Origin of the sequence: Mycobacteroides franklinii, assembly GCF_001853795.1 — a bacterium.
Taxonomy (GTDB): domain Bacteria; phylum Actinomycetota; class Actinomycetes; order Mycobacteriales; family Mycobacteriaceae; genus Mycobacterium; species Mycobacterium franklinii.
In genome coordinates, this window is record NZ_MLIK01000024.1 from 76,549 (window position 1) to 102,941 (window position 26,393).

The window sequence follows — 26,393 nt, forward strand, 5'->3', positions numbered from 1 at the left end:
GGGCGTGATCGCGCCATCTTGACAACAAGCGGTGTCAACATCATCATTGCCTCCGAGTTGACGGGTGTCAGCTATGGGAGTCAGAGCTGTGGGAGACCGGATGCGCGCCGTCAGGCACATGATCAACGTCCTTACCAAGCCTGTGCGCGTGACGTATCCGTGGACGCCCACGCTCGCCGAGCGCGTTACCGGTCGAACCGTCGTGATCACCGGTGCGTCGAGCGGGATCGGCCGGCGGTTGGCGGAGCGAATCGCTGCGGCGGGTGCCATCGCGATCGTGACCGCGCGCCGTGCCGATGAGCTCGACGACGTGGTGCGCGGGATCATCGCTGCTGGCGGCGCCGCACACGCGGTGCCGGGTGACCTGTCGACGGCCGAAGGGGCCGAAGCTGTGGCCAACGAGGTGCTCGAACGCTTTGGCGCACCGGATATTCTGGTGCTGAACGCGGGCCGATCAATCATGCGATCGCTGGCGGACTCCGAGCGTCGGCTCCATGACTACGAGCGCACCGTTGCTATCAACTACCTCGGCGGTGTCGGCCTGGTGCTGCGCCTGCTGCCAGGCATGCGCGCTCGCGGCTCTGGTCACATCGTGCACAGCTCATCGATCGGAGTGCTGGGCAACCTGCCCGAATTTTCCGCGTACGTCGGATCGAAGGCGGCCATGGATGCGGTGCTGCGCATCGCGGGCATCGAGAGCCGTGCCGACGGAGTGCGGGTGACCAATATCCATCTGCCGTTGGTTTCGACCGACATGATCGCCCCGACGGATTGGAGTCACTACGCATCGCTCAGCCTGGAAGAGGGGGTCGACATGCTGGTCGACGCGATCCGTCGACAGCGTCGTGAGGTGAACAATCCGCTGGGCATCCTGTACCGCGACTCGTATCGCGTCGCACCCGGGATCGTCAGCCGGGTGCAAAACGACTACTACCGTTGGTATTCGTCGCGGGGCGGGAAGAGGGAACCGGCGCCTGTTGCCACTTCCGGTATCGGTTAATCCGAAGCGGGACCTATGAATTCGAGGCCGGCATTGATCGCCGGCCGGTGCCTCAAGATGCGGTAGTGCGCGAGCCGTCCCAGTCCCTTGGTTGCCATCAAACGCGCGCCGGGCCAGGAATCCGCCAGCCGTTGGCTCGATGCGTAGGGGGTGTCGGGGTCGTCCGGGTCGTGGATGAGCAGCAGCGGGGGGTGGCCGGCATCGGCGGCGACCCGTACCAGCTCGGTTTCCGGCAGCGTCATACCGATCCGTCGTTCGAGCTGTTTTTGCAGGCCCGCGCGTATCCGTGGGCCGAACCCGTGCCGCGCGGCGAACAGGTCGAGATACAGCGGGAAATCACCCATCGGTGCCAGGTAGACCACCCGGCCCACCGATGCTCCGTAGGAAGCGGCGAACGTGGTCGCGTTGGCCCCCAGGGAGTGCGCCACTACCGCGTGGGCGGGCCCGTGCTCCTCGATGACGGCGGCCACGGCGTGCGCGCATTCGATCAGCGTGGTGCGTCCGGGTGCCAGCGCACCGCGGTCGGATTCGTTGTGGCTGGGGAGGTCGAAGGCGATGACGCGGTATCCGGCCTGCAGAAGCGGCTTGATGAAGATCCCCAGGTGCGGGCGCTGCCCGCCCCAGCCGTGTACGAGGTAGACCGCCGGCCCTTCACCCCAGGACTCTCCGGCAATCCGGTGCCCATTCCAGTGAGCCTCCAGAGGCTCGCCGGGAGGCACCCCGGGTGGCATGCGCAGACTCGACTCGATGACGGGCGGGGTGCACCACAGTTCGACCGCCCAGCGCGATCCGATCGCCGGCGCGAGGCGCTCCAGCCACCAGAACGCGCGTCGTATGCGGGGCGAGACCGGGGGCTGAACTCCGGAGCCCTCCACGTCGAGCGTGGGCACCGCGTCTTGAGCCGGTGCGGATTCCGTCTTGTCTCGTTCGGTCACGTCGAAAGAGTCTATTGACGTCCGATACATGCGTGCGCGGTGTGGGCCGATCAGTGGTGCTCACTGTCCACACGGACGCGGCGTCGGGCGGCCCCCCGGCCGTTGCGATGACGGGTGAGCCCCTGCGGCCGCCCCGCTAGGCGGCCCGCTTGGACAGGCGCTCCCGGTGCCATCTGCTTCGCGCGGAATGGTGTGCCGAGAACCCCTCGTTGGGGTGCGTCCCCAGCCTGCCGTTGGGCTGGTCGAACTGAACGAACATGTCGAGATCTTCTGCGGACAAACTGAAATCGAAGATCTGGAGATTCTCGGCCAATCGATGGGGCGAGCAGGTCTTGGGTATCACCACGTGCCCCAGTTCAATATGCCAACGCAGGATCAGCTGCGCCGGCGTCTTGTTGTGCTTGGCGGCCAACGCAGCCAGCGGGGAATCGTCGGTGGCGCCGATTCCTTGGGCGAGGGGACTCCATGCCTCCGTGACGATTTCCCGCTCGGAGTTGAACTGCCGCAACTCTCGCTGCTGGAAGTACGGGTGTAGCTCCACCTGATTGATCACCGGCAGCACGCTGGTCGCGTCGACGATGGCCTGTACGTGCTCGGGTTCGAAGTTGGATACCCCGATGGCGCGGATGTCGCCCGCGAGATAGAGCTGGACGATCTGCTGCCATGCAGTCACATACTGGCCGTTATCCGGTGCAGGCCAATGGATCAGGAACAGATCCACGTAGTCGGTGCCTAGCATGTCAAGGCTGCGTGCGAAAGCGCCGGCGGCATCACAGAAATCGTCCACCCAGAGCTTCGTGGTGACGAAAACTTCTTCCCGGGGCACGCCCGAACGGGAAATGCCGAGACCAACCCCGCGTTCATTGCCATATCTGGTGGCGGTGTCGATATGTCGGTATCCGGCGTCAAGTGCTTGCCGCACAATGACTTCCGCCTCGACATCGGGTATGGCGGCGACACCTAGGCCCAACTGGGGGATGTCGACACCGTTGTGGAAACGAACTTTGGGGACAGTGCATGGTTGCACGAGGGACTCCAATCACTCTGCGGCTGAAGGAGCAGTGGAATTGATACCCGGGAGCGACACGTCCTTGTGACAGTTGAAACTGTAGAACTGTCAGTTGAAATTGGCATCTATGACGCGGCTCACATGATCGCTGTGAACTTCCTGAAACCGCTGAACAGCAAGGAGTTTCGGCGCCGTCGAGGCTTTCGGTTTTACACGATCCTTACACGGTGAGTGCGGAAAAGGCCTCGGCGCCAGGACGTATCCGCGGCCCGAAGCCCCATCGCGTGGCGCGTACGCCAGATGTCAACGGCTCTGGAGCTGGGCCCGCGCCGCTGCCGTGAGGTCACCGAAGAGGCGTAGACGCGAGAGCCCACCGTCGGGATAGATATCCAGGCGTACGTCGGTGACGGGCTGCTGGCCCGCCAGCAGGAAGCGGTGTCGGGTGTCGGGCTGCAGCGAGGTGCGCGGTAAGAGCGGCACCCAGTCACCCTGCGGGGTCAGACCCTGCAGTCCTGCCGCGCCGGGGCTATTGCCGACGAAATACGAGGTGTCGATTTCGGCCAGCCGGAGCACGCCCTCGCCGGCGAGCCGCACTTGCACCCAATCGTTGGCGCCGTCGCGGCGGCGGGCCGTCTCCCATCCGTCGCCCATGACCCGCGCAACCCCGGGGAACAGCAGATTCTGCGGTGAGCTGTAGAACCGGTTGGAGCAATCGGTCACCAGGCCGCCGTTTTCGATGGCGGCAAGATCGAACTGCCCGGCATCGAGGAATCGCGGGTCGGGCCGCCCATGGCCGTGCACACGCAGCCGTGCCACCCCGCCGTCGGGATGCATGGTCAGCCGCACGTGTGTCCACCGTCGCGGCGAATCGACATCGAAGACATTCCGGCTGTCGCCGTAGACCTTCGTGCGGCCGACGATGCTCTGCCAGTCGGTGTCACGGGCGATGTCGTCCGCGGACGGGTACCCGTCGATCTCTGCCGCGTCGATCGATATCTCCGGCGGATAGTTGCCCTTGAACCACGCGGTGTCGACGACGATGCCCGCGATCACTCCGGGCACACCCAAGCGGACGATGGCGGAGTCCTGGCCGGGCTCGCCGACGGGGTCGCGTCTGCGCCGGGTCTCCCATCCGTCGTAGACCTGCCCCTTGTGCCCGAAGGTCGCGGGCCGGTAATCGGCCGGCCCGGGTTTGATCAGATTTTCCTTCTCGGCGAACAGGTCGTCGTTGGCCCAGATCACCGCGCCACCCAGGGGGCGCAGTGCCAAGTCGGGCAGCATGGTGAAGTCGGGCAGTCCCGCGGGTGTGTTGCCGGTCATCTCTGGTCGGTTCCTCCTGTCATGCCACCGATGGTCGTGCGTTGCACGAGTTGGTTCAGGACCGCGCGGTTGCAGCCAGGCATCAGGGCGGCGACCTCATCGTCGGTGTAGGCGCCGCAGTCCAGGCCGCGCAGGACTCCGGCCGCCAGTGCCTGAGCCGTCGCCGGTTCATCGACGACACCACCGCCCTGGTGCTGCAGGTAGGCGACAATGCGGGGGCCGGCCACCGCCAACGCGCGCCGGTGGAACCCGTAGGTCGCCAGCCATCGGGTGACCAGGTGTCCCGGATGCATATCCCATCCCTGCCAATAGCCGCGCTCGAGCGCGCGGGTGACCAGCCGGTGGTGACGGGTGAGCGCCGCGGCCTGCTGCTCAGGGGAGCCGTCGGGATTCACCTGGGTGGAGCCGTCGCATACCCACACACCCGTCTGTGCCGCGGCCGCCAGCATCACCGCCTTGGCGTGGTCGGCCACGGGGTGTTCGAGTGACTGGTATTCGGCGGCTATCCCGCAGGCCGCGCTGTAGTCATAGGTTCCGTAATGCAATGCGGTCAGGCGTCCCCGCGCCAGGTGGATGGCCTTGGCCAGCGGGACTGTGCCGTCGGCGCCCAGCACGGCTTGCGGACTCTCGATCTGGAGTTCGAAACGCAGTGAGCCGCTGGGTAATCCGTGTACCTGCTCAAGTGTGTCGAACAGTCGGAGCGCGGCCTCGACCTGAGTCAGCGACCGGAATTTCGGGAGGGTGGTCACAAATCCCCGCGGTACTCCGGACGCGCCGTCCAATACCAGCTCCAGAGTCCGCACACTGCGCCGCAGATGTAGTGAGGTAAGGCCCTTAATCCGAATTCCCAGTGCTGCAGGAGGATTCGCGTCGATGGACAGAGTGCGCAGCACGCGTCCCGCCTTGCGCGCGTCGGCGTCCTCGGTGCTGTCTTCGCGCCAGCCGTAGCCGTCCTCGAAGTCCAGTCGCAAATCCTGGATGGGGGCGATGGCCAGCCGTTCCTTGACGCGGGGGAGTGCACCGTGTGTGTCGAGGACGGCCAGCGCCTTTTCATGGTGCTGGGCCAGGGCAAGCGCGGATGCTCCCCATTGCCCGGGTAGTTGGGCGTCGGCCAGCGCCGCGCTGAGGTAGACGGTGTGGATGGGCTGTGGTTCACCGGGGCCCTCAGGGTAGGCCGATGCCAGATCGGCATCGGCGGCCGCCACCAGTTCCACGATAGGAGCGAGCCAGCCGGGGCTACCGGCATCTGATGGGTTCGATGGGGATGCCGCTGACACGGCTCCCATGCTCGCAGACGCGTTACCGCAGCGCTCAATCGTGTGCAGCGGCGGACTCCTCGTCGGACTCGGACTCGGGCGCTTCACCAGCGAGAACCTTGTGCATGCGGTCCTGGTCCAGTTGACCCTCCCAATGGGCCACGACCAGCGTCGCCACGCAATTGCCCAGCAGGTTCACCGAGACCCGCATCGAGTCCATGATCCTGTCGGCGCCCAGTAGCAGAGCCACGGCGGCCACCGGGATGGCGCCGTGGCCTATGGCGGCAACGGTCGCGGAGAGCGCCAGGAATGACGAACCCGGCACGCCTGCCATGCCTTTGGATGTCAGCATCAGCACCAGCACGGCAGTGATCTGTTCGCCGATGGTCAGATTGACCCCCAGTGCCTGGGCGAGGAAGAGCACGCATATCGACAGGTACAGGGTGGCCCCATCGAGATTGAAGGAGTAGCCGGTGGGGATGACAAGTCCCGTCGTCGTCTTCGAACAGCCCGCATGGTTCAGCTTGGTCATGATGCGCGGCAACACCACCTCGGTGGAGGCTGTGCCGAGGGCCAGAAATAGTTCGTCCTTGATGTAGACAACGAATTTCCAGAGATTCACTCCTGCGAAGAGTCGCGCGATGACCGCAAGAACGCCGATGAACAGCAACGCGGCCGCATAACAGGCTGCGATGAGCTTGCCGTAGCTGCTCAACGAGCCGATGCCGTACTGGCCCACGATGTAGGCCATCGCACCGAGCGCCCCCAGCGGCGCCAGCCGCATGATCCACCCGATGACGGTGAAGAAGATGTGACTGAGTTGGTCGATGAATTCGAACACCACCGGTGGCCCCGATTCGCCGAACTTGGCCAGTGCCAGACCGAACAGCACCGCGAAGAACAACACCTGCAGCAGGGCGTTCTCGGCGAAGGCCGAGACGATGGAGGAAGGAATGATGCCGAGCAGGAACTCGACGGTGTGTGGCAGCTCCCCGTTGTTGGTTTTCTTGGCGATGGCATCGGCGCCGGTGGCCAGCGTCCCGGCGTCGATATGAAACCCCGCCCCAGGTTTGGCGAGGTTGCCGACGAGCAGGCCGAACAGTAGCGCGAAGGTGGTGACCGCCTCGAAGTAGACGAGGGCCTTGATGCCGATCCGGCCGACGGACTTGAGATCCCCGACGTGCGCGATGCCGAGCACCACCGTGCAGAAGATGATCGGTGCGATCAACATCTTGATCAGCTTGATGAAACCGTCGGCGAGGGGACGCAGATCGGCGCCGAAGGCCGGCCACTGCCAGCCAATGATCACGCCCGCGACGATGGCCACCAGCAGCTGGAGGAACAGCGACCGGTACCAGGGCGGCTTACTCGCTAAGCGCACCATCTCGCTGGCGGGTACCTCGATCGCGGCCGTCATGCGCGCGACCGTAACGACGGCCTGTTTAACGAATGTGAACGCGGGATGCAGCACGTATTACGCGGGCTGCGTTCATGAGGTTCGATAGGGTCATGCCATCCGCAGCGTCCCGTACCACGGCGGACGTCGTTGTCGGTGCGGTACTCGCGGCCGGAGCCGGCACCCGCTACGGCATGCCCAAGATCCTCGCCGAGAACGGACGCTGGCTCGAACTGGCTGTCGCGGCGCTGGACCGTGGCGGCTGCGATGAGATCTACGTGACGCAGGGCGCTGCGCGGGCCGAGATGCCTTTGCCCGCACAGAGTATCGACGTTGATCGATGGCAGGACGGTGTATCGCAGTCGGTGCGGGCGGTGCTCGAACGTGTGCGCTCGCGAACGGACGTGGCGGGGATCGTCATCCATTTGGTGGACCTGCCATCGGTAGGGCCGGAGGCGGTGCGTGCCGTGTTGCGAGCCGTCGGGCGCCGTCGGGTGGCACTTGTCCGTGCGACCTTCGGGGGCAGGCCCGGCCATCCTGTGTACATCGGTTCGGAACATTTCGGCCTGGTGCTGGGCGCGCTGGCAGGCGACCAGGGAGCCGGACCGTACCTGGCCGCACGTACCGATGTGATCGAGGTGCCGTGCGATCACCTCAGTGACGGCGTGGACCGGGACTGGCCGTAGATCAGGTGCGGCGGTACGTGTCGCATACCCAGCAGATAGATCCCGAAGCCGATTCCCGCGCCAAGGAACCAGGTGAAGCTCGCCATGTATGCGCTGCCCCAGACGACCATTGCGATAGCGATCAGCGCACCGACGAGCGTCGCGGCGACCGCCACCGGGTTGATGCCGCCTCGGTAGTAGTAGGCGCCCTCAGGGGAGAGGGTGAACAGGTCGTCGACCTCAATGGTGCGCCCGCGCACGAAGTAGAAGTCGGCGATGAGGATTCCGAACAATGGGCCGATGACGGCGCCCAGCATGTCCAGCGTGTAGTGGATGGTGTCCGGGTTGTTGTAGAGATTCCAGGGGGTGATCAGAATCGAACCAACCGCCGCGATCATGCCCCCGGCCCGCCAGCTGATCCGTGTCGGCGCGAGGTTGGAGAAATCGAATGCGGGCGAGACGAAATTGGCCACGATGTTGATCCCGACGGTGGCGATCGCAAAGGTGAGGACTCCCAGCACTGCCGCGGTGGTGTTGTCGATTTTGTCCACGATCAGCACCGGGTCGGTGATGACGGTGCCATCCGGGCCGTGGCCGATCACTGTTGCTCCCGCGGACACCGTGCACACCACCAGCACCGCGAAGAACAGGAAATTCAACGGCAATCCCAGGAAATTGCCGCGCTTGACCTCGTCGAAACTGCGCCCATACCGCGAGAAGTCGCCGAAGTTGAGCATGGGCCCCGAGAAATAGGAAACGACCAGCGCGATCGCGCTCAGCACTGCTGCCGCCGCGGCGAGGCCAGTCTTGGGCTCACCCGAGGACAGGTTGAAATGCACGTTCTGCCAGCCGGCCTCGGCGATCAGGTAGACGGCCAGGGCCAGCATCACGACGTACACCGCGGGCCCGCAGAAGTCGATGAACCGCCTGATGGCTTCCATGCCGTTCCAGAAGACGGCGGCCTGCAGCACCCACATCAGCAGGAAGCCGGCCCAGCCGAGCAGTGACAAACCCAGAAATCCGTAGTCGTCGGCATTGCCGTAGCGACTCAGGGAGGGCTCGAATTTTACCGCCAGCACCACGAAGGCCGATGAGGCCAAATAGGTTTGAATTCCATACCAGGCGACGGCGATAGCGCCCCGAATCACGGCGGGCAGATTGGCGCCACGCACACCGAACGCGATCCGTGCCGCCACCGGGTACGGCACACCGGCCTGCTGGGACGGCCGCGCCACCAGGTTGCACAACCAGTACACGGCCACGATGCCGATTGCCAGCGCCAGCAGCACCTGCCAGGCCGAGATGCCCAGCGCGAAAAGGCTTCCCGCGAAGACGTAGCCGCCGACGCTGTGGACATCGGACATCCAGAACGCGAAGAAGTTGTAGCCGGTCCACGTCTGTGTGCGCAGCGGCGCCAGGTCGTCGTTGGTCAGTGCCGGGTCGTACCCGGGTTTGATCACGCTGGCGCCTGCGGCACCATGCCCGCTGGGCGGGGCGATGGCATCAGCCGTGAGTACGCCGGTCACGCAACCTCCTGCGAATTGTCGGCCAGCCGGAAATGCTGGTGACACCCGAAGCTAAGCGGCCGGTGTTGCCGCCGTGTTGCACGGAAAGAATATTTTCCCGACTCGGAATTCCTCCGCTGGAAGGCGATTCGATGCGGTGATGCGGGGCGGCCTACTATCGTGCCCACGATGGCTCCTCACGAGACTGGACCGGCGGAACCCCGCGACATGGTGGGCTACGGGCGCAGGCCACCGCACCCGCGGTGGCCTGGCGACGCGCGGATCGCGGTGCAGTTTGTGCTCAATTACGAAGAAGGCGCCGAGAATAACGTTCTGGATGGGTCGGTGGCCTCGGAGACGTTCCTGTCGGAGATGGTCCCGGCCGAAGCGTTCCCCAATCGGCACATGAGCATGGAGTCGTTGTACGAGTACGGTTCGCGTGCAGGGCTCTGGCGGGTGTTGCGTGTCTTCGAGCGCCGCGGTCTGCCGCTGACGATCTTCGCGGTGGCGCAGGCGCTACGGCGCAATCCGGAGGCGGTGGCCGCATTCGGTGAGCTTGGGCACGAAATTGCCTGTCATGGGCTGCGCTGGCAGTCCTACCAGCTGGTGTCGCCGGATATCGAGCGTGAGCACATGGCGCAGGCGGTACAGATCCTGCGTGACCTGACCGGCGCGACCCCGCTGGGTTGGTACACCGGGCGGGATTCCCCGCAGACCCGGCAGCTGGTGGTCGAGCACGGCGGATTCGCTTACGATTCGGACTCCTACGCCGATGACCTGCCGTACTGGGTGCGGGTGTCTGCCGGTGGGGGTGTGGCCCAACACTTGGTGGTGCCCTACACCCTGGACACCAATGACATGCGGTTTGCCTCGGCCGCCGGATTCCCCAGTGGTGAACAATTTTTCACGCATCTGCGGGATGCTTTCGACTGCCTGTATTCCGAGGGGGAGGCGGGCAGCCCGAAGATGCTGTCGGTCGGTCTGCACTGCCGGCTGGTGGGCCGCCCGGCGCGCACCGTTGCGCTCGAACGATTTCTCGACCATGTGCAGGCCCATGACGGTGTGTGGATCGCCAAACGCATCGACATCGCCGAGCATTGGCGCACAGTTCACCCCGCCGGCACAGATCCAAACGAATCGAGCAGTCCGGCATAGCGTTTGATGGGCGGGGCGGCGAACTCACCCTGCCCCGATTTGCGCAGGCCCATCGACACCAACGACTGCACCAGGTTCACCGCGGCGGCCACCCCATCGATCACCGGTAATCCGATTTCCGACGAGATATCCCGGCATAGACTGGCCATCCCCGCGCAACCCAGCACGATCACATCGCTGCCGTCATCGTCGGCTGCGCGGCGGCAGTGCTCAACGAGAATTTCTCGGGTTCGCGGATTGCGTTCCAAGTCCAGCACCGCAATGTCGCAACCGTGTACCCCTCGGCAAAAGCGTGACATCCCATAGCGTTCGGCCAGGTCCCACGCGCGTCCCGCGGTACGTTCCAATGTGGTGACCACACTGAAGCCCCTGCCGAGGTGACTGGCCATGTGCATGGCTGCCTCCGCGATACCGAGCACGGGGCCGGTGGCCAGTTCCCGCGAGGCGTCGAGGCCGGGATCGCCGAAGCACGCGAGCACATACCCTTCGGCGCCTTCGGATTCGGCGCGGCGGATCTCGGCCAGCACACCGGGCACGCTCAACGCCTCGTCGTAGTGGCTCTCGATCGAGACCGGTCCCATCGCGGGATTGACCGTCGTGATGCTCGTCCCCGGCCAGGCCGCCGATTGCGCCACCGCGCCGATGGCCTTCGTCATGGCCTGGGTGGTGTTGGGGTTGATCACGCGTATGCGCATGGCCGACAGGGTACGTCGGTGACCGGCGGTGCGGGTGATCGTGCCCTCACCGGGCATCCCGCAATGAAACGTTCGCGTTAACTCTGTGTCGCCAGCGATGGCGGCCAGGCGCTACCACTGACAAGATCAGGGTCTGGCCGACGGCGATGGAGGGCGAATGTCACGCACGTTCCGCTACCGAAGGCTGATCAACGAGCTGCGCGCCACCCGGTCCGGGCATGATCAGACGAGCGTGCTCGATGGATTGCGCCGCGCCATCCTCGACGGCGCCGCGCCGCCGGGTTCGATGATCCCCATCGGTGAGGTGGCCGACACCTACCAAATCAGCCCCATCCCGGTGCGGGAAGCGCTCAAGACCCTTGTCGCCGAAGGACTTGTCGACCACCGTGCCAACGGGGGATATCGGGTAGCCCAGCTCACGCTGCCGGAGCTTCGTGAGATCTATTTCACCCGAGGCGTTCTCGAGCGTGCCGCGCTCGCACAGGCCGTGACGCTCGCAACGCCCGAGGACCTGGACCGCGCGCTCGCCGAACACGAGCTGCTGCAGCAGGCGACCGTCGAGGGCGACGCGCGGGCATTTCACCTGCATTCCCGGCGTTTTCACCGTGCCCTTGTGCTGCCCTGCGGCATGCACCGCTTGCTGCACATGTTCGAGGCCACGTGGAATCTGACCGAGCCGTTCCAGGTGATGCGGACAGTGTCCGCGTCAGATCAGCTGCAGTTACATGTCGATCATGAGGCGATGATCACAGCAGTGGCACGTCGCGATACCGAGGCCCTACTGGCCGTCGCGGCCACCCACCACGACCGCTTGGAATCGGTGATAGTCGCTGCCGCAGGACAATTGGATGTGGTCGCCGAAGCGTGACGACGTAGGATCACGGGAAAATATAGGCACCCGGCAACCTGGCGGCAACACGATCGCTCTAGCGTCGCTTTGCGCGTCCGGCGGGTCTGGGCGGCTGCACCGAGGCAGGGAGGTCCGTGATGAGGAAGGTCCATCCCGTCGACGAGGTGCCCTCCGCGGGCAAGCTCATCACGCTGGGTATCCAGCACGTGATCGCGTTCTATGCCGGCGCGGTGTTGGTACCCCTGCTCATCGCGCGCGCGATCGGTTTGGACGCCGAGGCGTTGACGATGTTGATCACCGCCGACCTGTTCACCTGCGGCATCGCCTCGATCCTGCAGGCGGTCGGATTCTGGAAGATCGGTGTGCGGCTGCCCCTGCTGCAGGGGGTCACCTTCGCCACCCTGGCGCCGGTGATCAAGATCGCCAACGATCACGGTGGGGGCCGGGTGGGACTGCTGACCGTGTACGGCGCCGTGATCGCCGCGGGAGCGTTCACCTTCCTCATCGCCCCGTTCTTCGCCCGCCTCATCCGGTTCTTTCCGCCGATCGTGACCGGCTCGGTCATCACGATCATCGGCGTATCACTGCTGCCGGTGGGTATCGGCGACGCCGTCCGTAACCCGCACAGCCCGGTGGCCGCGCACGATCCGGGCAATGGGCGTTGGCTCCTGTACGCCGTGGGCACCATCGCGGCGATCGTGTTGATGCAGCGATTCTTCCGGGGCTTTTGGAGCACCATCGCCGTGCTCCTGGGCCTGGTGGCCGGTACCGCCACTGCCTGGCTTGCCGGCGACACCGATTTCACCCGGGTAGGTGAGGCGGCATGGATCGGTTTCACCTCACCGTTCGCGTTCGGCGCGCCGCGCTTCGATGTCATCGCGGTGGTATCGCTGATCGTGGTGCTGTTGGTGACCGCGGTCGAATCCACCGGCGCGGTCTTCGCCACCGCGGAGATCGTCGGTAAGAGGGTGCGCGGAGCGGACATCGCCGCAACGGTCCGTGCCGACGGCATTGCCACCATGATCGGCGGCACCTTCAACTCCTTTCCCTATACCGCGTTCTCGGAGAATGTCGGGCTGGTGCGGCTCACCGGTGTCAAGAGCCGTTGGGTGGTAGCGGCCGCCGGGGTGATCATGATGGTCTTGGGTGTGCTGCCCAAGACCGCCAAGATCGTGGAGTCCATCCCGGCGCCGGTGTTGGGCGGGGCCGCCATGACGCTGTTCGCGACGGTGGCCGTGGTCGGTATTCAGACACTGGGCAAGGTGGACTTCAACGACCATCGCAACTTGATCATCGCCAGCACCTCGTTGGCCATGGGGATGTATGTGCAGTTCTCCCAGTCCTCGGGACCGTCGACGGTCCTGGAGCAGGGGCGCAGCATCGCGGTTCCCGCACTGCCCGGAATTGACCAGGCCGTACCGGGACTGCTGCAGATCCCGTTCAGCACCGGCATCACCATGGGTGCTATCACCGCAATCATCTTGAACCTGTTGTTCTTCCACACCGGCAGCCGTGGCGTGGCGGTGGCCGGGGGCGGCACCATTCGGCTCGCGCAGGTCAACGAGATGACTCTCGAACAGTTTCGGCATACCTTCGGAGGTCTGGTCCAGAACGTGAACTGGGTGGTAGACCGTGCCTACCGGCAGCGGCCCTTCGCCGACGCTCACGATCTGCGCAGCGCTTTCCAGGAGGCGATGCTTACCGGCAGCGACGAGGAACAGCTCGAACTCATCAGATCTTTCCCGGATCTGGGCGCCGAGGACGAAGCTGGAGAGATGGCGGCGGTCGACCACACTATTTTGCAGACTCTCGACGAGAGTGAGCTGAACAACGTGGTGAGCCTGGCCAATGCCTACCGCGAGCATTTCGGTTTCCCGCTGGTGATCTGTGCGCGCGAGACCGAGCGCTATGAGCGGCTGCTGCGCAACGGGTGGAGCCGCATGGAGAATTCCACCACGAGTGAGCGTTCCTTCGCGCTCATCGAGATCGCGAAGATCGCCAACTACCGGTTCGATGACTTGGTGGCCGACGCCAACCCCATCACCGCGGCACGTTTCGGGCGTTACGAGGACTTCCATGCGGCGCGTTGACTGGCGGGGAATCGAGAGTTTCAACGAGCTCAGCGATACCCAGGCGATCCACTGGCTGTACGAGTGCTGCTCATCGCGAATTTGGGCTTTACGAGTGGCGGCCGGGCGGCCCTTCCGTGACCAGGAGGCTCTGTTCAACCGGGCAGACCTGATCCTGGCCGAACTTACCGATGCCGACCTGGACGAGGCGCTCGACGGTCACCCGCGGATCGGGGAGCGGGCCGACAATGCGGCCTCGCGCCGCGAGCAGTCGGGTGTGACGGGTGCCGATACCGCGATCCTGGATCGGCTACGGGAACGCAACACCGAGTACGAGAAGCGGTTCGGTTACGTGTACCTGGTGTTCGCGAACGGTCGGCCCGCCGAGGAACTGCTGGCGATCTTGGAGGAACGGCTCAAGAACGATCCGCAGAACGAACGCCGGGTCATGAGAATGGAGTTGGGCAAGATCAACCGCAGCCGCCTGGCACGGATGCTCAGTCCGGCGGGCAGGCACGCCGACGATGTCGAGACGGAGGATGAATTGTGACGGGTCTGAGCACCCATGTTCTGGACGCGGTGACGGGTCGACCGGCGCGGGGCGTGCGGGTGACGCTGCTGGATGCCACCGGATCTGAGCTAGCAAGCGGGACAACCGATTCCGACGGGCGGATTGCGGAACTTGCCGGGTCGGTATTGGCTGCCGGGCGATACCGGCTGGTGTTCGATACCGGAACCTGGTTCAGCGATAACGCGATCGAGGGCTTCTATCCGGAAGTGGTCATCAGCTTCGAGGCGGACGGTACGGGGCACCTGCATGTCCCGCTGCTGCTGAGTCCGTACGCCTATTCGACCTATCGCGGCAGCTGAGAAAGGAAGCATCAATGGGAATCGTCCTCGGAGGCAACCAGTACGGCAAGGCCGAGAACCGCGTGGTACGGATCTATCGCGATAGGCCACGCCACGAAATCAAAGACCTGAACGTGGGCAGCGCACTGCGGGGAGATTTCGCCGCGGCGTATACCGACGGGGACCAGCGCAAGGTACTGCCCACCGACAGTCAGAAGCAGACCATCTACGCCTATGCCAAGGAGAAGGGCATCGAGACCATCGAGCAGTACGGTCTGGATCTGGCACACCACTTCGTGGATGAATACGAGCCGGTCACCGGGGCGCGTATCGAGATTGACGAGTATGCCTGGGAGCGAGTCGTTGTCGGGGGACGCGAACACGACCACACCTGGGTTCGCAAGGGCCAGGAGGTACGCACCGCCGAGATCACCGTGGACGGTGTCGGCGCCCAGCAGCGGACATGGGTGATCGGCGGGCTCAAGGACCTCGTCGTGTTGAAGTCGACCGGTTCGGAGTTCCACGACTTCTTCGAGGACAAGTACACCATCTTGCAGCCGACCTCGGATCGGGTGATGGCTACCTCGCTGGTGGCCAAGTGGCGTTTTGTCGATACCGACATCAACTGGGATGAAACATATCTCGGGGTGAAGGCGATCATTCTGGAACGGTTCGCCACCGTACATTCGCTTGCGCTGCAGCAGACGTTGTATGAGATCGGCAAGGCGATCCTGGAGACGTACCCGTCGATCGCGGAGGTCCGGCTCTCCGCGCCGAACAAGCACCACTTCGTCTATGACTTATCGCCTTTCGGATTGGAGAATCCGAACGAGGTCTTTCATGCCGACGATCGTCCGTACGGGCTGATACAGGCCACCGTGACCCGAGACGATGCCCCGGATGCCGGACCGGCATGGTCCCCGCATCTGTCGTGGTTGGTCTAGCGGTCGCCGTCGAGGTAGCCGGTGAGATCGCACCCCCGCACCAGCACGGAGCTGATGGCGGGTTCTCGCAGCCCCATCAACAGTCGAAATAATGTCTGTTCGGCCGCCAGCTGCTCATCATCGGATCTGACGCCGTGGGACAGACTGTCGGCCAAGGGTTCCCATCGGTCCGGCTCGATGATCAGAAAATCCGCGTCCTTGCCCGCGTCCAGATTGCCGAAGGTGTCCTCCCGGTCGAGTGCGCGCGCACCCGCAAGCGTCGCGGTGAATAACAGCTCGGCCGGATGCAGCGACACCGCCGCCGACGCCGGTTCGGACATGTGGACTTTGAAACAATCGTTCAGCACGCGGGTCAACAGCCATTCATCGCCGCCGCCCACATCGGTGCCCAGCGCGATGTTGACCCCGCTGGCGACGGTCCGACGCCACGGCATGGTGCCCGACCCCAGGAACAGCTGTGAGGTGGGGCAATGCGCGATGGAACTGCCCGTCTCTGCCAGGCGGGCCAGTTCCGCGTCTTGGCAGTGCACGGCGTGCGCCAGAATGCTCCTGCGGCCCAACAGAGTTGCGCCGCCCTTGCGGGAGCCGGCCAGAAAATGACCGTCATAGGTATCCAGGTAGCTCTTGACCCCATACGCGGTCAGGGTGGTGTCCACCTCGCCGGTGCCCGGCCGGGCGTTCTCATTGAGGTGGGAATGGAAGTAGACACCGTCGGCCCGCACGCCGTCGTAGAGTTCGCCGAGGGCTGCCAGGGTGTCGGCGGTGACGGACAGCGAGAACCGGGGCACCACCGCGACATCGGTGAGCGTGTCCCCGTGCCAGTTCTCGATTTCCGTGGAGCACAGCTCAATTGCGCGCTCTGTCGTGGTGAGCAGAGGTTGGGCGCTCTCGGGGCCCACGGTCTGCACACCGCGGCCGCTGACCAGCCGCAAGCCCGCCGCACGGGTCGCGGTGAACAACGCCTCCTGCGCCTGTGGGAAGGCCGAGCCCATCACCATCGCGGCGGTGGTGCCTGCGGCGATTCGGCGGCGGCAGAACGCTGCGGCCGCGCGCTGCGCCAGCACGGGGTCGGCCAAGCGGGCCTCTGCCGGAAAGATGCAGCGCTCGAGCCATTCCAACAGCTGGCCGCCGCCATAGGAATCGGTGCAGTACACCTGCGGGAAGTGCATATGGGTATCGATGAATCCGGGCAGCAGGAACCCGCCGCGATGATCGTGGATGGGCCACGTGGAATACGGCTGGGGCAGAGTCGCATACGGGCCGCAATAGGCGATCACACCATCGGCGCTGACCGCCAGTGCGCCGTCGGGAACCGACCGCAGATGCGTGGCCGCGTCGACCACCGTGGGGGACCCGGAGATGTGGAAGATGTGGCCGCGGTACACGGTGGCCGCAATCGGGTGCATCGCACCATAGTGCACACCACATGTCCTATCCGCAGCCCGAGGTACGGCAGCGAGTGCGGCCGATGAGCTCAATCACCTTGATCGAGAACGTATTCACGGCCACCCTCGATCCCGTCCGGCGAGAGCTCGACGGTGCGACGGTGGTCGTCGAGGGCGACCGCATCGCAGCCGTGCTGAGCGCGGACGAGCACAACGCGTGGCGGGGGTTGCCGGATGTTGAACGCGTGGATGGCAGAGGCTGCCTGCTCACACCGGGATTGGTCAACACACATCATCACCTGTATCAGTGGATCACCCGCGGGCTGGCGGCCGACCACACGCTGTTCCAATGGCTTACCGCGCTGTATCCGGTGTGGGAGGGCATCGATGCGGACGGTCTGCATGTGGCGGCCCAGGGCGCGCTGAGCTGGCTGGCGTTGTCGGGATGCACCACCACCACCGACCACCATTACGTATTTCCCTCCGGGGCAGGCGATCTGTTGGAGGCTGAGATCGCCGCGGCGCGGGAGGTCGGGCTGCGGTTCGATCCCACCCGCGGGTCGATGGATTTGGGACGGTCTGCCGGAGGCCTGCCGCCCGACAACCTGGTGGAGTCGATCGATACCGCCCTGGACGCCAGTGCCGCCGCCATCGCGCGGTGGCATGACCCGACGCCGGGTTCCATGGTCCGCATCGGTTTAGCGCCCTGTTCGCCCTTCTCGGTGAGCGGGGAGCTGTTGCGTCAGTCCGCGCTGTTGGCCCGCGAGCATGGGGTGCGGTTGCACACCCACCTGGCGGAAACCGAGGACGAGGGTAGATATTGCGCCGATCGTTTTGGCTGTAGCCCGCTCGACTACATGGAGCAGCTGGGCTGGCTGGGCCCCGACGTGTGGTTCGCGCACGGCATCCACCTCGATGACGCGGCCATCGCCCGGCTGGCCGGCACTGGAACCGGCATCGCGCACTGCCCGACCTCGAACGGGCGGCTGGGTGCGGGTATCGCCCGCACCCGGGAGCTGCTGGCGGCGGGGGTGCCGGTGGGTCTCGGGGTGGACGGTGCGGCCTCCAACGAGTCGGGGCGGCTGTTGGACGAGGCGCACCAGGCGCTGCTGCTGGCACGCGCGGTCGGAGGTCCTACCGCGCTGAGCACGCGGACCGCACTCGAGCTGGCGACGCTCGGGGGTGCCCGCCTGCTGGGCCGCGCCGACGAGATCGGCTCGATCGAGGTGGGTAAGTGCGCGGATCTGGTGCTGTGGGATCTGAGCACGCTGAGCCACAGCGGAATCGACGATCCGGTGGCCGCCTTGGTGCTGGGCGCGGTACCGCCGATCAAGTATTCGTGGGTCGACGGCAGACCTGTGGTCAGGAACGGGGAGATGCTCACCGTGGATACCGACCGGGTCGCCGCTGCCGTCGAGGCGGCGCATCATGGATTGATGAGCAGGGTGCGCTGATGGATCTGCACGCCATCGACTCGGTGCTGATTCCCCGGGACCGCGCTGACCTCAGCGGCCTCGGGGCACAGGACGCGGTGCTGGCGGGCGGCACCTGGCTGATGAGTGAGCCGCAGCCCGGGCTGCGGCGTCTGGTGGACCTGACCGGCATGCGGTGGCCCGACGTAGTGGTCGATACCGAGGGTCTGGAGGTGGCCGCCACCTGCAGCATCGAACGGCTCATCAACGCCCCGTACCCTCCGCACTGGAGAGCCACCGCCCTTTTCGGGCAGTGCGCGCGTGCCCTGCTGGCCTCGTTCAAGATCTGGCGCACGGCGACGGTCGGCGGCAATATCTGCCTGGGTCTGCCCGCGGGAGCCATGATCTCGCTGTGCGCCGCCCTCGATGCCGAGCTGCTCATCTGGCGACGTGACGGCACCGACGAGCGTTGCGACATCACCGAATTCGTGACAGACATCAACGAGACGGTGTTACACCCCGGTGATGTCTTGCGCGCCATCACCTTTTCCTCGGTCGCATTGTCGCAGCCAGCGGCGCTGCGCAAGATCGCCTACTCGGCTTTGGGGCGCTCCGGTGCGCTCGTCACCGGAAGGCTCGACGGCGCAGGCATTGTGCTGGGTATCACCGCGGCCACCCGCAGACCGATCGTGTTGCGGGTACCTGCCGACGCCGAGCACGCTGTGCAGGCTGCTGCGGCGATTCCCGATGCACAGTTCCACACCGACGCCCACGGCACCGCTCAGTGGCGCCGCGCGGTCACCGCACAGCTGGCCCGCGAGGTCACCGAGGAGCTGACGGGTGGGCGCTCATGAAGGTCAACGGCCAGATCATCGATGCCAGCCCGCGGCCCGGGCAGTGTCTGCGTACATTCCTGCGCGAGCACGGGCACATCGAGGTCAAGAAGGGCTGCGACGCCGGTGACTGTGGCGCCTGCACGGTGCTGGTGAACGGGGCGTCACAGCATTCGTGCATCGTTCCCGCGCACCGTGTCACCGAGGCAGAGATCCTCACCGTCCGGGGCCTGGGAGATGAGTGCACCCTGCATGCGATGCAGCGCGGCTTCATCGATCATGCCGGTTTCCAATGCGGATTCTGTACCGCTGGAATGGTATTGACGGCGGCCACTCTTACATCGGAGCAGACTGAAGATCTGGGTAACGCGCTGAAAGGCAATCTGTGCAGGTGCACCGGTTACCGGCCCATTCGCGCAGCCATCTGTGGTGTCGCGCCGCCACCGGGCACCGTCAGTGCCCCGGCCGCCGCGCGGGTGGTCACCGGCACCGAGCCGTACACCATGGACCAGTTACCTCTCGGTGTGGGACATATCGCGGTACTGGGCAGCCCGCACCCGTCGGCCCGCATCAGCCGGATCGATACGGACAGGGCCCTCGGCTTACCGGGGGTTCGCGCGGTGCTCTGCTACCGCGACGATCCCGGGGTGCCCTTCTCCACCGCTCGCCACCATGAGCGCGCCGACGACCCCGACGACACACTGGTTTTCGACCGTGTGCTGAGGTTCGCGGGCCAGCGGGTCGCGGCCGTGGTGGCGGACTCACCAACCATCGCGCACCGCGCACTGGAGCACATCGACGTCGAGTACGAGGTACTGCCGGCGGTATTCGATTCGGCACTGGCGCAGCAGCCCGGAGCGCATCTGGTGCACGGTGACAAGGGCCCCGGTGCCCGAATCGCCGACCCCGCACGCAACTTGGTGGCCGAGGTGCACGGTGAGGTCGGTGATATCGCGACGGCCGTAGACCGAGCCAGGGAATCGGGTGCCGTGGTCAGCGGCAGCTGGCACACCGCTCGGGTACAGCATGTTCACCTGGAGACCCACGGATCAGTGGGTTGGCAGGACGAGCGTGGACGCTATGTCCTGCGCACCAGCAGTCAAGTGCCATTCCTGGTGCGCGATGAGCTCTGTCATGTGTTTGGCCTTGCGCGCGAACAGGTCCGGGTGTTCGCACCGCGGGTCGGTGGTGGGTTCGGCGCCAAGCAGGAGATGCTCACCGAGGATCTGGTGCTGCTGGCGGTGCGCGCCACGGGTGCGCCGGCGGTCTACGAATTCACCCGCAGCGACCAGTTCACCATCGCCCCATGCCGCCATCCCATGCGGGTGAATGTCACCGCGGCAGCGGGTAGAGATGGTGTGTTGACGGCGCTGGCGGTCGACGTGCTCTCCGATGCCGGTGCCTATGGAAATCACAGCGTGGGTGTCATGTTCCATGGCTGTAACGAATCCATGGCCCAATACCGTTGTGCCAATAAACGAGTCGATGCGCAGGCGGTGTACACCAACAACATCCCGTCCGGTGCGTTCCGCGGCTATGGGCTGGGTCAGGTGCTGTTCGGGATCGAATCAGCCCTTGATGAATTGGCGCGCGAACTTGGCATCGACCCGTTCGAGTTCCGGCGTCGCAACGCGGTCGTGCCGGGGGACCGCTTTGTCAGCTGGGAAGTGGAGGAGGACGACCTGGGGTTCGGCAGCTACGGGCTCGACCAGTGCTTGGACCTGGCACAGAATGCGCTCGCAGGCGGTGCTGAGGACCCGGCGCGCAACGGGTCGGACCTACCCGCGGGCTGGCAGGTGGGCGAGGGTATGGCGATGGCCATGATCGCGACCGTGCCCCCGCGTGGGCACGTGGCCGATGCCCGCGCCACGCTGGACGAGCGGGGCCGCTACCGGATCTCGGTGGGGTCGGCTGAATTCGGCAACGGCACCACGACCGTGCACGCACAACTCGCCGCTGCCGTGCTGGGGTGTGCCCCGGACCAGATCGACATTCGCCAGGCCGATACCGACGAGGTGGGCCACGACACGGGTGCCTTCGGCTCGGCCGGGACCACCGTCGCCGGCCTGGCCGTATATCGCGCGGCTGAAATACTGCGTGACAAGATCATTCGGTTCGCCGCGGCGAAACTGGCGGTGCCGGAATCGCGGTGTGTGCTAGAACGGGACGGCGTGCGAATCGGCGAGGATCTGTTGAGCTTGGCCGATATCGCACGCTCGGCGGCGCTCCCGCTGGCAGCGGTGGGCCGCCACGAGGGCACGCCACGGTCGGTTGCCTTCAACGTCCAGGCATTTCGTGTCGGTGTCCATCCACAAACCGGCACGGTGCGCATCCTGCAGTCGGTGCAAACCGCCGATGCCGGAGTGGTCATCAACCCGCAACAATGCCGCGGACAGGTGGAAGGTGGTGTCGCCCAGGCAATCGGCTCGGCGCTGTACGAAGAGATCCTGGTGCACGATGGCCTCGTCAGCACCACGACGCTGCGTAACTACCACATTCCGCGGTCAGTGGACCTGCCCGAGACCGAGGTCTACTTCGCCGACACCTATGACACCCTCGGGCCGCTCGGGGCCAAGTCGATGAGCGAGTCCCCGTACAACCCGGTGGCGCCCGCGCTGGCCAATGCCATCCGCGATGCCGTCGGTGTACGGATGCACCGCCTGCCGATGAATGCCGCGCGAGTGTGGCAGGCCATCAACGAGTCCACGGAAGGAGCGTCATCGTGAAAGACATACTCGACGATCTCATTGCTCTGCTGGACAGTACGTGCCGCGTTGCGCTGGCCCGCGTCGTGGAGGTCAGTGGCGCGGTTCCGCGGGAGCCCGGCGCGGCGATGATCGTGACAGCCGATGGAGCGGTCATCGGATCACTGTCCGGTGGATGCGTGGAAGCGGCGATCATCGAGACCGCGCGTGAGGTCATGGAAACCGGAATGTGTGTCAGCGAGGGGTTCGGCGTCGACGATGGGTTCGCGCCGGGCCTCACCTGCGGAGGCGAGATCGAAATCGTCACCGAACGCGTTGGTGCCGAACAACTACCGCTGCTACACGAGTTACGGTACGGGCTTGACGCGGGGGAGCCGCTGGCTTTGGTGAGCACACTGTCGGGGGTGCCCGACTGGGCGCTGGCGCGCCCGGGCGAACCGTCGCCGTGGCCTGCGATCGACGGCGATATCGCATCACTGGTGCGGGCGGGCCGCAGCGCGATGGCGGGCGCCGACCGCTGCGAGCCAGATCAATCCGCCCTGCCACGGGTGTTCGTACAAGCATTCGCGGCCCCACCGCGGATGATCCTGGCGGGGGCCAACGCCTTTGTGCGGGCCCTGAGCCGCACCGGCAGCCAGCTCGGCTACCGGGTGACGGTCGTCGATGCCCGCGAGGTATTCGCGACCCCGGCACGATTCCCCCACGCACAGGAGGTGGTGGTCGACTGGCCACACCGGTATCTGTGCGCCGAGGCGGCGGCCGGGCGTGTCGATGGGCGCACCGTGGTGTGCGTGCTGACCCACGATCCGAAGTTCGATGTCCCGATGTTGGCGGCGGCGCTGAGGGCGCCGGTGGCATTTGTCGGCGCACTGGGTTCACGGCGCACCCACACAGATCGGTTGGCGCGCCTGCGTGAGGAGGGCATGACCGACGATCAGCTGCGGCGGCTGCGCAGCCCGCTGGGCCTGGATCTCAACGCCCGAACACCCGAGGAGACCGCGATATCCATTGCGGCACAGATCATCGCCGAAACCGCCGGAGGTTCCGGGCGCGCCTTGAATGACCTCGACGGGCCGATCCACCGATAAGGGGCACGGGCGTACCCGGAGGTATGACGAAACAGGGGTGTGGTGTTGGTTTTGGCGTGTGCGAGTTGATGAACTGTCATACTCGTTGTGTTCTATACGGTTTCAGCCCCGGTGAGGGAGTCCCATGCCAGCTGCTCGTATTCTCAGGCGGATCACTCGGTCCGATCGTGAGTTCGAAGCTCTGTGTCGTGGATGGAACCGGCGATTTCACGCGGACCCCCTGGAGATTGTGTTTCCGGCCAGCACCGACGAGGTGGCTGCGGCTCTGTTGGAGACGCAAGAGCGGGGAATACCGTTTCGAATCCGCTCGGGTGGACATTCAGTAGACGGCTTCTCGGGGATTGCGGACGGCATCGTTATCGACCTCAGAGATCTGAACACCGTTGACATCGGCGCTGAACGCACGAATGTCAGGGTTGGTGCTGGCGCACATCTGCACGACGTCTATGAAGTGCTAGGTCAGATCGACCGGGTAATACCGGGCGGGGTAGGTCGTTCGGTGGGTATGGGCGGTTTGATCACCGGCGGGGGACTGGGCGGACTGACGCGCTGGCTGGGCGCACTGGCTCACAACGTCGTCTCATTCGACCTGGTTGACGCACAAGGCGAGATCCACCGGGTGACGCCCGACAGTCACCCGGACTTGTACTGGGCTTGTCTTGGCGCCGGTGGAGGCAACTTCGGCATCATCACCGATTTCACGCTGCGGATGACGCCGCTATCTGCCGCTGTTTGGTACCGATTGTCGTGGCCCTGGAGTCAGTTCGAGGACGTATATGGAGCGTGGCAGCAGTGGGCGCCGACCGCCGATAGTCGGCTGACGCCGCTGCTGGTGATGTGGCCGACAACGTCGGCCAACCGCATCGATGTGGCCGGCATCTTTCCGGGCACTCCTGAACAACTCGAAGATTTGTTGGAGCCGCTACTCGAGTCGGTACCGCCGCCGAGTGAAAGGCAAATAACGCCAACAACATTTGTTGCCGCCATGGCGGCGCTACTGGAGAAGATTGGCGGTGAGTCATTTGGCGTCGGCACGCGGGCGGTGACCGCATCGCCGTTCTTTGACCGACCACTGGACCGGAATCTCATGCGCATACTTCGTGATTGGCATACCGGAGCGCCGGGTAATTCGTTTGTGTGGTGTCTTCCCGGTGGGGCAGAACTCGCAACCGCCGCCGCTCGGGGAATGCAATCGTTCGCTCACGGCCAGATGCAGCAGCTGATGCTCATCCGATCCGACTGGACCGACGTACGCGAGGATGACGCCTGCATCGCATGGGTCAGCGGCCTCTACGAACTGATGCAGCCGTACGCCTGCGGTGCCTATCTCAACTGGACCAACACCGACATCGAATCGCGGCCGCACCGGCTATACCGCGACAGCTATGCCAGATTGGTTCAGATCAAACACCGCTACGACCCGAACAGCACCTTCAGCTTCACGCACGCAATCCCGGCCTCGATATCCCGCGCACAAGCCCGTCAACTCCAACTACCGGACTCCACGCTCGCCGAGCTGTCCCACCGAGGCGTTCCTAGTCGACTAGAGCCGCCTCGCTGCCGTGGGTGCGCGGTCAGCGTCCGTAATTTCGTTGTCCCGGATGCGTGAGAGGCGCGTGTGCCTCACAGTGGTGAGAACGCCGTGTCAGCCGGAGGTTTGTCATTTCCACGAAACTAAGAGTCGCGGGCCTGCAGACTGCCGGAAATCCCGCCAACCCGGAGGCCAACCTTGCCGAGCTCGATCAGGTCGCGAAAAGACTAACGGGACAGGCAGATCTACTCATCACGCCCGAGCTGTTCGTGACCGGATACGACATCGGAGATCGCTTACGGGAACTTGTGCGCGCCGATCATCTCGACGCGGTCTGCTCCATCGCCGAACGGAACAGGATCGCCATCGTCGTGGGGCTGGCCGAATATGACGCGGCCGGGGCGCTGTACAACAACGCTGTCTTCATCGACGACCGGGGCGCGGTGCGTGGGCGGCACCAAAAGACTCACCTGTTCGGCGAGATAGATCGTGCGTACTTCACGCCAGGAAGCCAGCCGGCCACCGTGGTGCAGTACCGCGGCGTCAACATCGGCGTGATGATTTGTTACGACGTCGAGTTCCCCGAGAATGTCCGGATGAGCGCCCTTGCGGGGGCGCATCTGCTCGCGGTGCCGACGGCTCAGATGACGCCCTTCGCATTTGTCGCCGACGTGGTGATCCGGGCCCGCGCCTGGGAGAACCAGATTTATGTGGCGTATATCAACCACGACGGCGTCGAGAACGCGACGACCTATGTCGGACGCAGCAGCATCGTCGGTCCCGACGGGGGTGTACTTGACCGCATCGAATCGGGGAACGGCACGATCATCGCCGAGATCGACACGGAGGTGGTGCGGCAAGCGCAAGAGGCCAACCCTTACCTGGCCGATCTGCGTCCTGATCTGAATTCGCCTCTGGTTGCCCCGACGACGGACGGTTTTTCGCACAATCGGTGACCGAAGCAAGCGCGGTCCACGCGGGATTGGTCGTCATCTGGTGAGACTCCCGCCAGCGGGGGAGGAGGGGATCGTGCAATGCATCTCTGCAATGCCTCTACCTGCGAAAACTGTGGTGCGCGATACTGGGATTGAACCAGTGACCTCTTCCGTGTCAGGGAAGCGCTCTCCCGCTGAGCTAATCGCGCGGGTCTTTATGGAGGTGGAGACGGGAATCGAACCCGTGTGCACGGCTTTGCAGGCCGTTGCCTCACCACTCGGCCACTCCACCGCTAGGGATGACTGTCCACCCTTCGAGCGGATGACGGGATTCGAACCCGCGACCCTCACCTTGGCAAGGTGATGCGCTACCAACTGCGCTACATCCGCGCGCAACGGATGAGATCGTCATCCGGTGCGAATTGAAACAGTAGTCGAACGGGAGGTTTATTCACAAATCCCTTGCGTGAGCGGCCTCTAAGCCGCCGGACTACGGTGTTTCCGGCGGCTCGTGCTAGCCTTTCACCTCGATCGGTCAGCCTCCACGACCGATACACGGTCTCGTAGCTCAGCGGAAGAGCACTCGCCTCACACGCGAGGGGTCGCTGGTTCGAACCCAGCCGGGACCACCAGAAAGACATAGGTAGAAGACCTAACAAATGACCCGGTTGTGGCCCAATCTGGGCCTTCTACCCGGCCTGCTCACTGCAGTGGCACTTGTCGCCCGCCCGGCGGTGAGGACCACCGCCACACAAAGCCGTCATCGCGTTTCCCTGTGAACCACGCATGTTCGTTTCGTTGTTCACCTGAGCCGCACGTGCCGACGTATACCTGCCTGACGTCGACCGCGCCATCG

At 64.9% G+C, this 26,393-nt stretch carries 22 protein-coding genes and 4 tRNA genes; 15 read left to right on the forward strand and 11 right to left on the reverse strand.

The window, feature by feature from the left end:
* Window positions 1-100 precede the first annotated feature (100 nt).
* Window positions 101-1,000, forward strand: a complete 900-nt coding sequence (locus tag BKG76_RS19790) for an SDR family NAD(P)-dependent oxidoreductase (RefSeq protein ID WP_070939990.1) — start codon at window positions 101-103, stop codon at window positions 998-1,000.
* On the opposite strand, the gene BKG76_RS19795 is transcribed toward BKG76_RS19790, so the two are convergent.
* The 5 genes from BKG76_RS19795 to dctA form a co-directional block, all read right to left on the reverse strand.
* The gene (locus tag BKG76_RS19795; protein ID WP_070939446.1) at window positions 997-1,965 is read right to left on the reverse strand and encodes an alpha/beta fold hydrolase; all 969 of its coding nucleotides are present in this window, start codon (window positions 1,963-1,965) and stop codon (window positions 997-999) included. The two genes, BKG76_RS19790 and BKG76_RS19795, sit on opposite strands and share 4 nt — an antisense overlap.
* A 106-nt stretch (window positions 1,966-2,071) precedes the next feature.
* Window positions 2,072-2,962 carry an aldo/keto reductase gene (locus tag BKG76_RS19800; RefSeq protein ID WP_070939447.1) on the reverse strand — a complete coding sequence of 297 codons (891 nt, stop codon included), beginning with the start codon at window positions 2,960-2,962 and terminating at the stop codon, window positions 2,072-2,074.
* Between the two features lie 285 nt (window positions 2,963-3,247).
* Window positions 3,248-4,264: an allantoicase gene (gene alc / locus BKG76_RS19805; RefSeq protein WP_070939448.1), complete on the reverse strand. Its 1,017-nt coding sequence runs from the start codon at window positions 4,262-4,264 to the stop codon at window positions 3,248-3,250.
* Window positions 4,261-5,550, reverse strand: coding sequence for a DUF6986 family protein (locus BKG76_RS19810; protein WP_083338142.1), 1,290 nt, complete (start codon window positions 5,548-5,550; stop codon window positions 4,261-4,263). Before BKG76_RS19810 ends, alc begins: the two co-directional genes overlap by 4 nt.
* A gap of 25 nt (window positions 5,551-5,575) precedes the next feature.
* Window positions 5,576-6,937: a C4-dicarboxylate transporter DctA gene (dctA, locus tag BKG76_RS19815; protein ID WP_070939992.1), complete on the reverse strand. Its 1,362-nt coding sequence runs from the start codon at window positions 6,935-6,937 to the stop codon at window positions 5,576-5,578.
* A 74-nt stretch (window positions 6,938-7,011) separates the two neighbouring features.
* On the opposite strand from dctA, the gene BKG76_RS19820 reads away from it, so the two are divergent.
* Window positions 7,012-7,602 carry a nucleotidyltransferase family protein gene (locus tag BKG76_RS19820; RefSeq protein WP_083338143.1) on the forward strand — a complete coding sequence of 197 codons (591 nt, stop codon included), beginning with the start codon at window positions 7,012-7,014 and terminating at the stop codon, window positions 7,600-7,602.
* On the opposite strand, the gene BKG76_RS19825 is transcribed toward BKG76_RS19820, so the two are convergent.
* The gene (locus BKG76_RS19825) at window positions 7,566-9,107 is read right to left on the reverse strand and encodes an NCS1 family nucleobase:cation symporter-1 (RefSeq protein WP_070939450.1); all 1,542 of its coding nucleotides are present in this window, start codon (window positions 9,105-9,107) and stop codon (window positions 7,566-7,568) included. The genes BKG76_RS19820 and BKG76_RS19825 overlap by 37 nt on opposite strands.
* A gap of 168 nt (window positions 9,108-9,275) precedes the next feature.
* Here BKG76_RS19825 and puuE point away from each other — a divergent pair, with 168 nt between their 5' ends.
* On the forward strand, window positions 9,276-10,241 hold the full coding sequence (gene puuE, locus BKG76_RS19830; protein ID WP_109420964.1) for an allantoinase PuuE: 966 nt from the start codon (window positions 9,276-9,278) through the stop codon (window positions 10,239-10,241).
* Here the strand turns inward: puuE and BKG76_RS19835 are convergent.
* The gene (locus BKG76_RS19835; RefSeq protein WP_070939993.1) at window positions 10,196-10,936 is read right to left on the reverse strand and encodes an aspartate/glutamate racemase family protein; all 741 of its coding nucleotides are present in this window, start codon (window positions 10,934-10,936) and stop codon (window positions 10,196-10,198) included. The two genes, puuE and BKG76_RS19835, sit on opposite strands and share 46 nt — an antisense overlap.
* A 157-nt stretch (window positions 10,937-11,093) precedes the next feature.
* Between BKG76_RS19835 and BKG76_RS19840 the strand changes: the two genes are divergently transcribed.
* The 5 genes from BKG76_RS19840 to pucL all read left to right on the forward strand — a co-directional run bounded on the left by BKG76_RS19840 (window position 11,094) and on the right by pucL (window position 15,648).
* A complete protein-coding gene (locus BKG76_RS19840) occupies window positions 11,094-11,804 on the forward strand; it encodes a GntR family transcriptional regulator (RefSeq protein WP_070939452.1) in 711 nt (236 codons plus the stop codon).
* 119 nt (window positions 11,805-11,923) lie between these two features.
* A complete protein-coding gene (locus BKG76_RS19845) occupies window positions 11,924-13,876 on the forward strand; it encodes a solute carrier family 23 protein (RefSeq protein WP_070939453.1) in 1,953 nt (650 codons plus the stop codon).
* Window positions 13,863-14,405 carry a 2-oxo-4-hydroxy-4-carboxy-5-ureidoimidazoline decarboxylase gene (gene uraD / locus BKG76_RS19850; RefSeq protein ID WP_070939454.1) on the forward strand — a complete coding sequence of 181 codons (543 nt, stop codon included), beginning with the start codon at window positions 13,863-13,865 and terminating at the stop codon, window positions 14,403-14,405. The genes BKG76_RS19845 and uraD overlap by 14 nt, the downstream gene beginning before the upstream one ends.
* Complete coding sequence (gene uraH / locus BKG76_RS19855; RefSeq protein ID WP_070939455.1) at window positions 14,402-14,725, forward strand: hydroxyisourate hydrolase; 324 nt, start codon at window positions 14,402-14,404, stop codon at window positions 14,723-14,725. The genes uraD and uraH overlap by 4 nt, the downstream gene beginning before the upstream one ends.
* Window positions 14,726-14,739: 14 nt before the next feature.
* A complete protein-coding gene (pucL, locus tag BKG76_RS19860) occupies window positions 14,740-15,648 on the forward strand; it encodes a factor-independent urate hydroxylase (RefSeq protein WP_070939456.1) in 909 nt (302 codons plus the stop codon).
* On the opposite strand, the gene BKG76_RS19865 is transcribed toward pucL, so the two are convergent.
* Window positions 15,645-17,033, reverse strand: coding sequence for an amidohydrolase family protein (locus BKG76_RS19865; RefSeq protein ID WP_070939994.1), 1,389 nt, complete (start codon window positions 17,031-17,033; stop codon window positions 15,645-15,647). The genes pucL and BKG76_RS19865 overlap by 4 nt on opposite strands.
* A 98-nt stretch (window positions 17,034-17,131) precedes the next feature.
* Between BKG76_RS19865 and BKG76_RS19870 the strand changes: the two genes are divergently transcribed.
* From BKG76_RS19870 to BKG76_RS19895, 6 genes are all read left to right on the forward strand, one after another.
* Window positions 17,132-18,487 (forward strand): 8-oxoguanine deaminase, encoded by a 1,356-nt coding sequence (locus tag BKG76_RS19870; RefSeq protein ID WP_236737625.1) that lies wholly within the window; start codon window positions 17,132-17,134, stop codon window positions 18,485-18,487.
* Entirely contained in the window at window positions 18,487-19,299 is an 813-nt protein-coding gene (locus tag BKG76_RS19875) for an FAD binding domain-containing protein (protein WP_070939457.1), read from the forward strand. Before BKG76_RS19870 ends, BKG76_RS19875 begins: the two co-directional genes overlap by 1 nt.
* Window positions 19,296-22,004 (forward strand): molybdopterin-dependent oxidoreductase, encoded by a 2,709-nt coding sequence (locus BKG76_RS19880; protein WP_070939458.1) that lies wholly within the window; start codon window positions 19,296-19,298, stop codon window positions 22,002-22,004. Before BKG76_RS19875 ends, BKG76_RS19880 begins: the two co-directional genes overlap by 4 nt.
* Window positions 22,001-23,071 carry an XdhC family protein gene (locus BKG76_RS19885; protein ID WP_070939459.1) on the forward strand — a complete coding sequence of 357 codons (1,071 nt, stop codon included), beginning with the start codon at window positions 22,001-22,003 and terminating at the stop codon, window positions 23,069-23,071. Before BKG76_RS19880 ends, BKG76_RS19885 begins: the two co-directional genes overlap by 4 nt.
* A gap of 124 nt (window positions 23,072-23,195) precedes the next feature.
* Entirely contained in the window at window positions 23,196-24,680 is a 1,485-nt protein-coding gene (locus BKG76_RS19890; RefSeq protein ID WP_083338144.1) for an FAD-binding oxidoreductase, read from the forward strand.
* A gap of 53 nt (window positions 24,681-24,733) precedes the next feature.
* A complete protein-coding gene (locus tag BKG76_RS19895; protein WP_070939461.1) occupies window positions 24,734-25,558 on the forward strand; it encodes a carbon-nitrogen hydrolase family protein in 825 nt (274 codons plus the stop codon).
* Window positions 25,559-25,671: 113 nt separating this feature from the next.
* Here BKG76_RS19895 and BKG76_RS19900 read toward each other — a convergent pair.
* The 3 genes from BKG76_RS19900 to BKG76_RS19910 form a co-directional block, all read right to left on the reverse strand.
* Window positions 25,672-25,746: transfer RNA gene (locus BKG76_RS19900), tRNA-Val, on the reverse strand.
* A gap of 9 nt (window positions 25,747-25,755) precedes the next feature.
* Window positions 25,756-25,829 (reverse strand) — tRNA-Cys (locus BKG76_RS19905).
* A 25-nt stretch (window positions 25,830-25,854) separates the two neighbouring features.
* A tRNA-Gly gene (locus tag BKG76_RS19910) sits at window positions 25,855-25,927 on the reverse strand.
* Between the two features lie 167 nt (window positions 25,928-26,094).
* Between BKG76_RS19910 and BKG76_RS19915 the strand changes: the two genes are divergently transcribed.
* A tRNA-Val gene (locus tag BKG76_RS19915) sits at window positions 26,095-26,169 on the forward strand.
* Window positions 26,170-26,393: the final 224 nt, after the last annotated feature.

What these genes read in the sequence shown, in the direction of transcription:
- BKG76_RS19795 (WP_070939446.1), bottom strand. Translation starts at nt 1,965, where the DNA reads ATGTATCGGACGTCAATAGACTCTTTCGACGTGACCGAACGAGACAAG.
- BKG76_RS19820 (WP_083338143.1), top strand. Translation starts at nt 7,012, where the DNA reads ATGAGGTTCGATAGGGTCATGCCATCCGCAGCGTCCCGTACCACGGCG.
- BKG76_RS19845 (WP_070939453.1), top strand. Translation starts at nt 11,924, where the DNA reads ATGAGGAAGGTCCATCCCGTCGACGAGGTGCCCTCCGCGGGCAAGCTC.
- BKG76_RS19840 (WP_070939452.1), top strand. Translation starts at nt 11,094, where the DNA reads ATGTCACGCACGTTCCGCTACCGAAGGCTGATCAACGAGCTGCGCGCC.
- alc (WP_070939448.1), bottom strand. Translation starts at nt 4,264, where the DNA reads ATGACCGGCAACACACCCGCGGGACTGCCCGACTTCACCATGCTGCCC.
- uraD (WP_070939454.1), top strand. Translation starts at nt 13,863, where the DNA reads ATGCGGCGCGTTGACTGGCGGGGAATCGAGAGTTTCAACGAGCTCAGC.
- pucL (WP_070939456.1), top strand. Translation starts at nt 14,740, where the DNA reads ATGGGAATCGTCCTCGGAGGCAACCAGTACGGCAAGGCCGAGAACCGC.
- BKG76_RS19790 (WP_070939990.1), top strand. Translation starts at nt 101, where the DNA reads ATGCGCGCCGTCAGGCACATGATCAACGTCCTTACCAAGCCTGTGCGC.
- BKG76_RS19875 (WP_070939457.1), top strand. Translation starts at nt 18,487, where the DNA reads ATGGATCTGCACGCCATCGACTCGGTGCTGATTCCCCGGGACCGCGCT.
- BKG76_RS19890 (WP_083338144.1), top strand. Translation starts at nt 23,196, where the DNA reads ATGCCAGCTGCTCGTATTCTCAGGCGGATCACTCGGTCCGATCGTGAG.
- BKG76_RS19835 (WP_070939993.1), bottom strand. Translation starts at nt 10,936, where the DNA reads ATGCGCATACGCGTGATCAACCCCAACACCACCCAGGCCATGACGAAG.
- BKG76_RS19810 (WP_083338142.1), bottom strand. Translation starts at nt 5,550, where the DNA reads ATGGGAGCCGTGTCAGCGGCATCCCCATCGAACCCATCAGATGCCGGT.
- puuE (WP_109420964.1), top strand. Translation starts at nt 9,276, where the DNA reads ATGGCTCCTCACGAGACTGGACCGGCGGAACCCCGCGACATGGTGGGC.
- dctA (WP_070939992.1), bottom strand. Translation starts at nt 6,937, where the DNA reads ATGACGGCCGCGATCGAGGTACCCGCCAGCGAGATGGTGCGCTTAGCG.
- BKG76_RS19880 (WP_070939458.1), top strand. Translation starts at nt 19,296, where the DNA reads ATGAAGGTCAACGGCCAGATCATCGATGCCAGCCCGCGGCCCGGGCAG.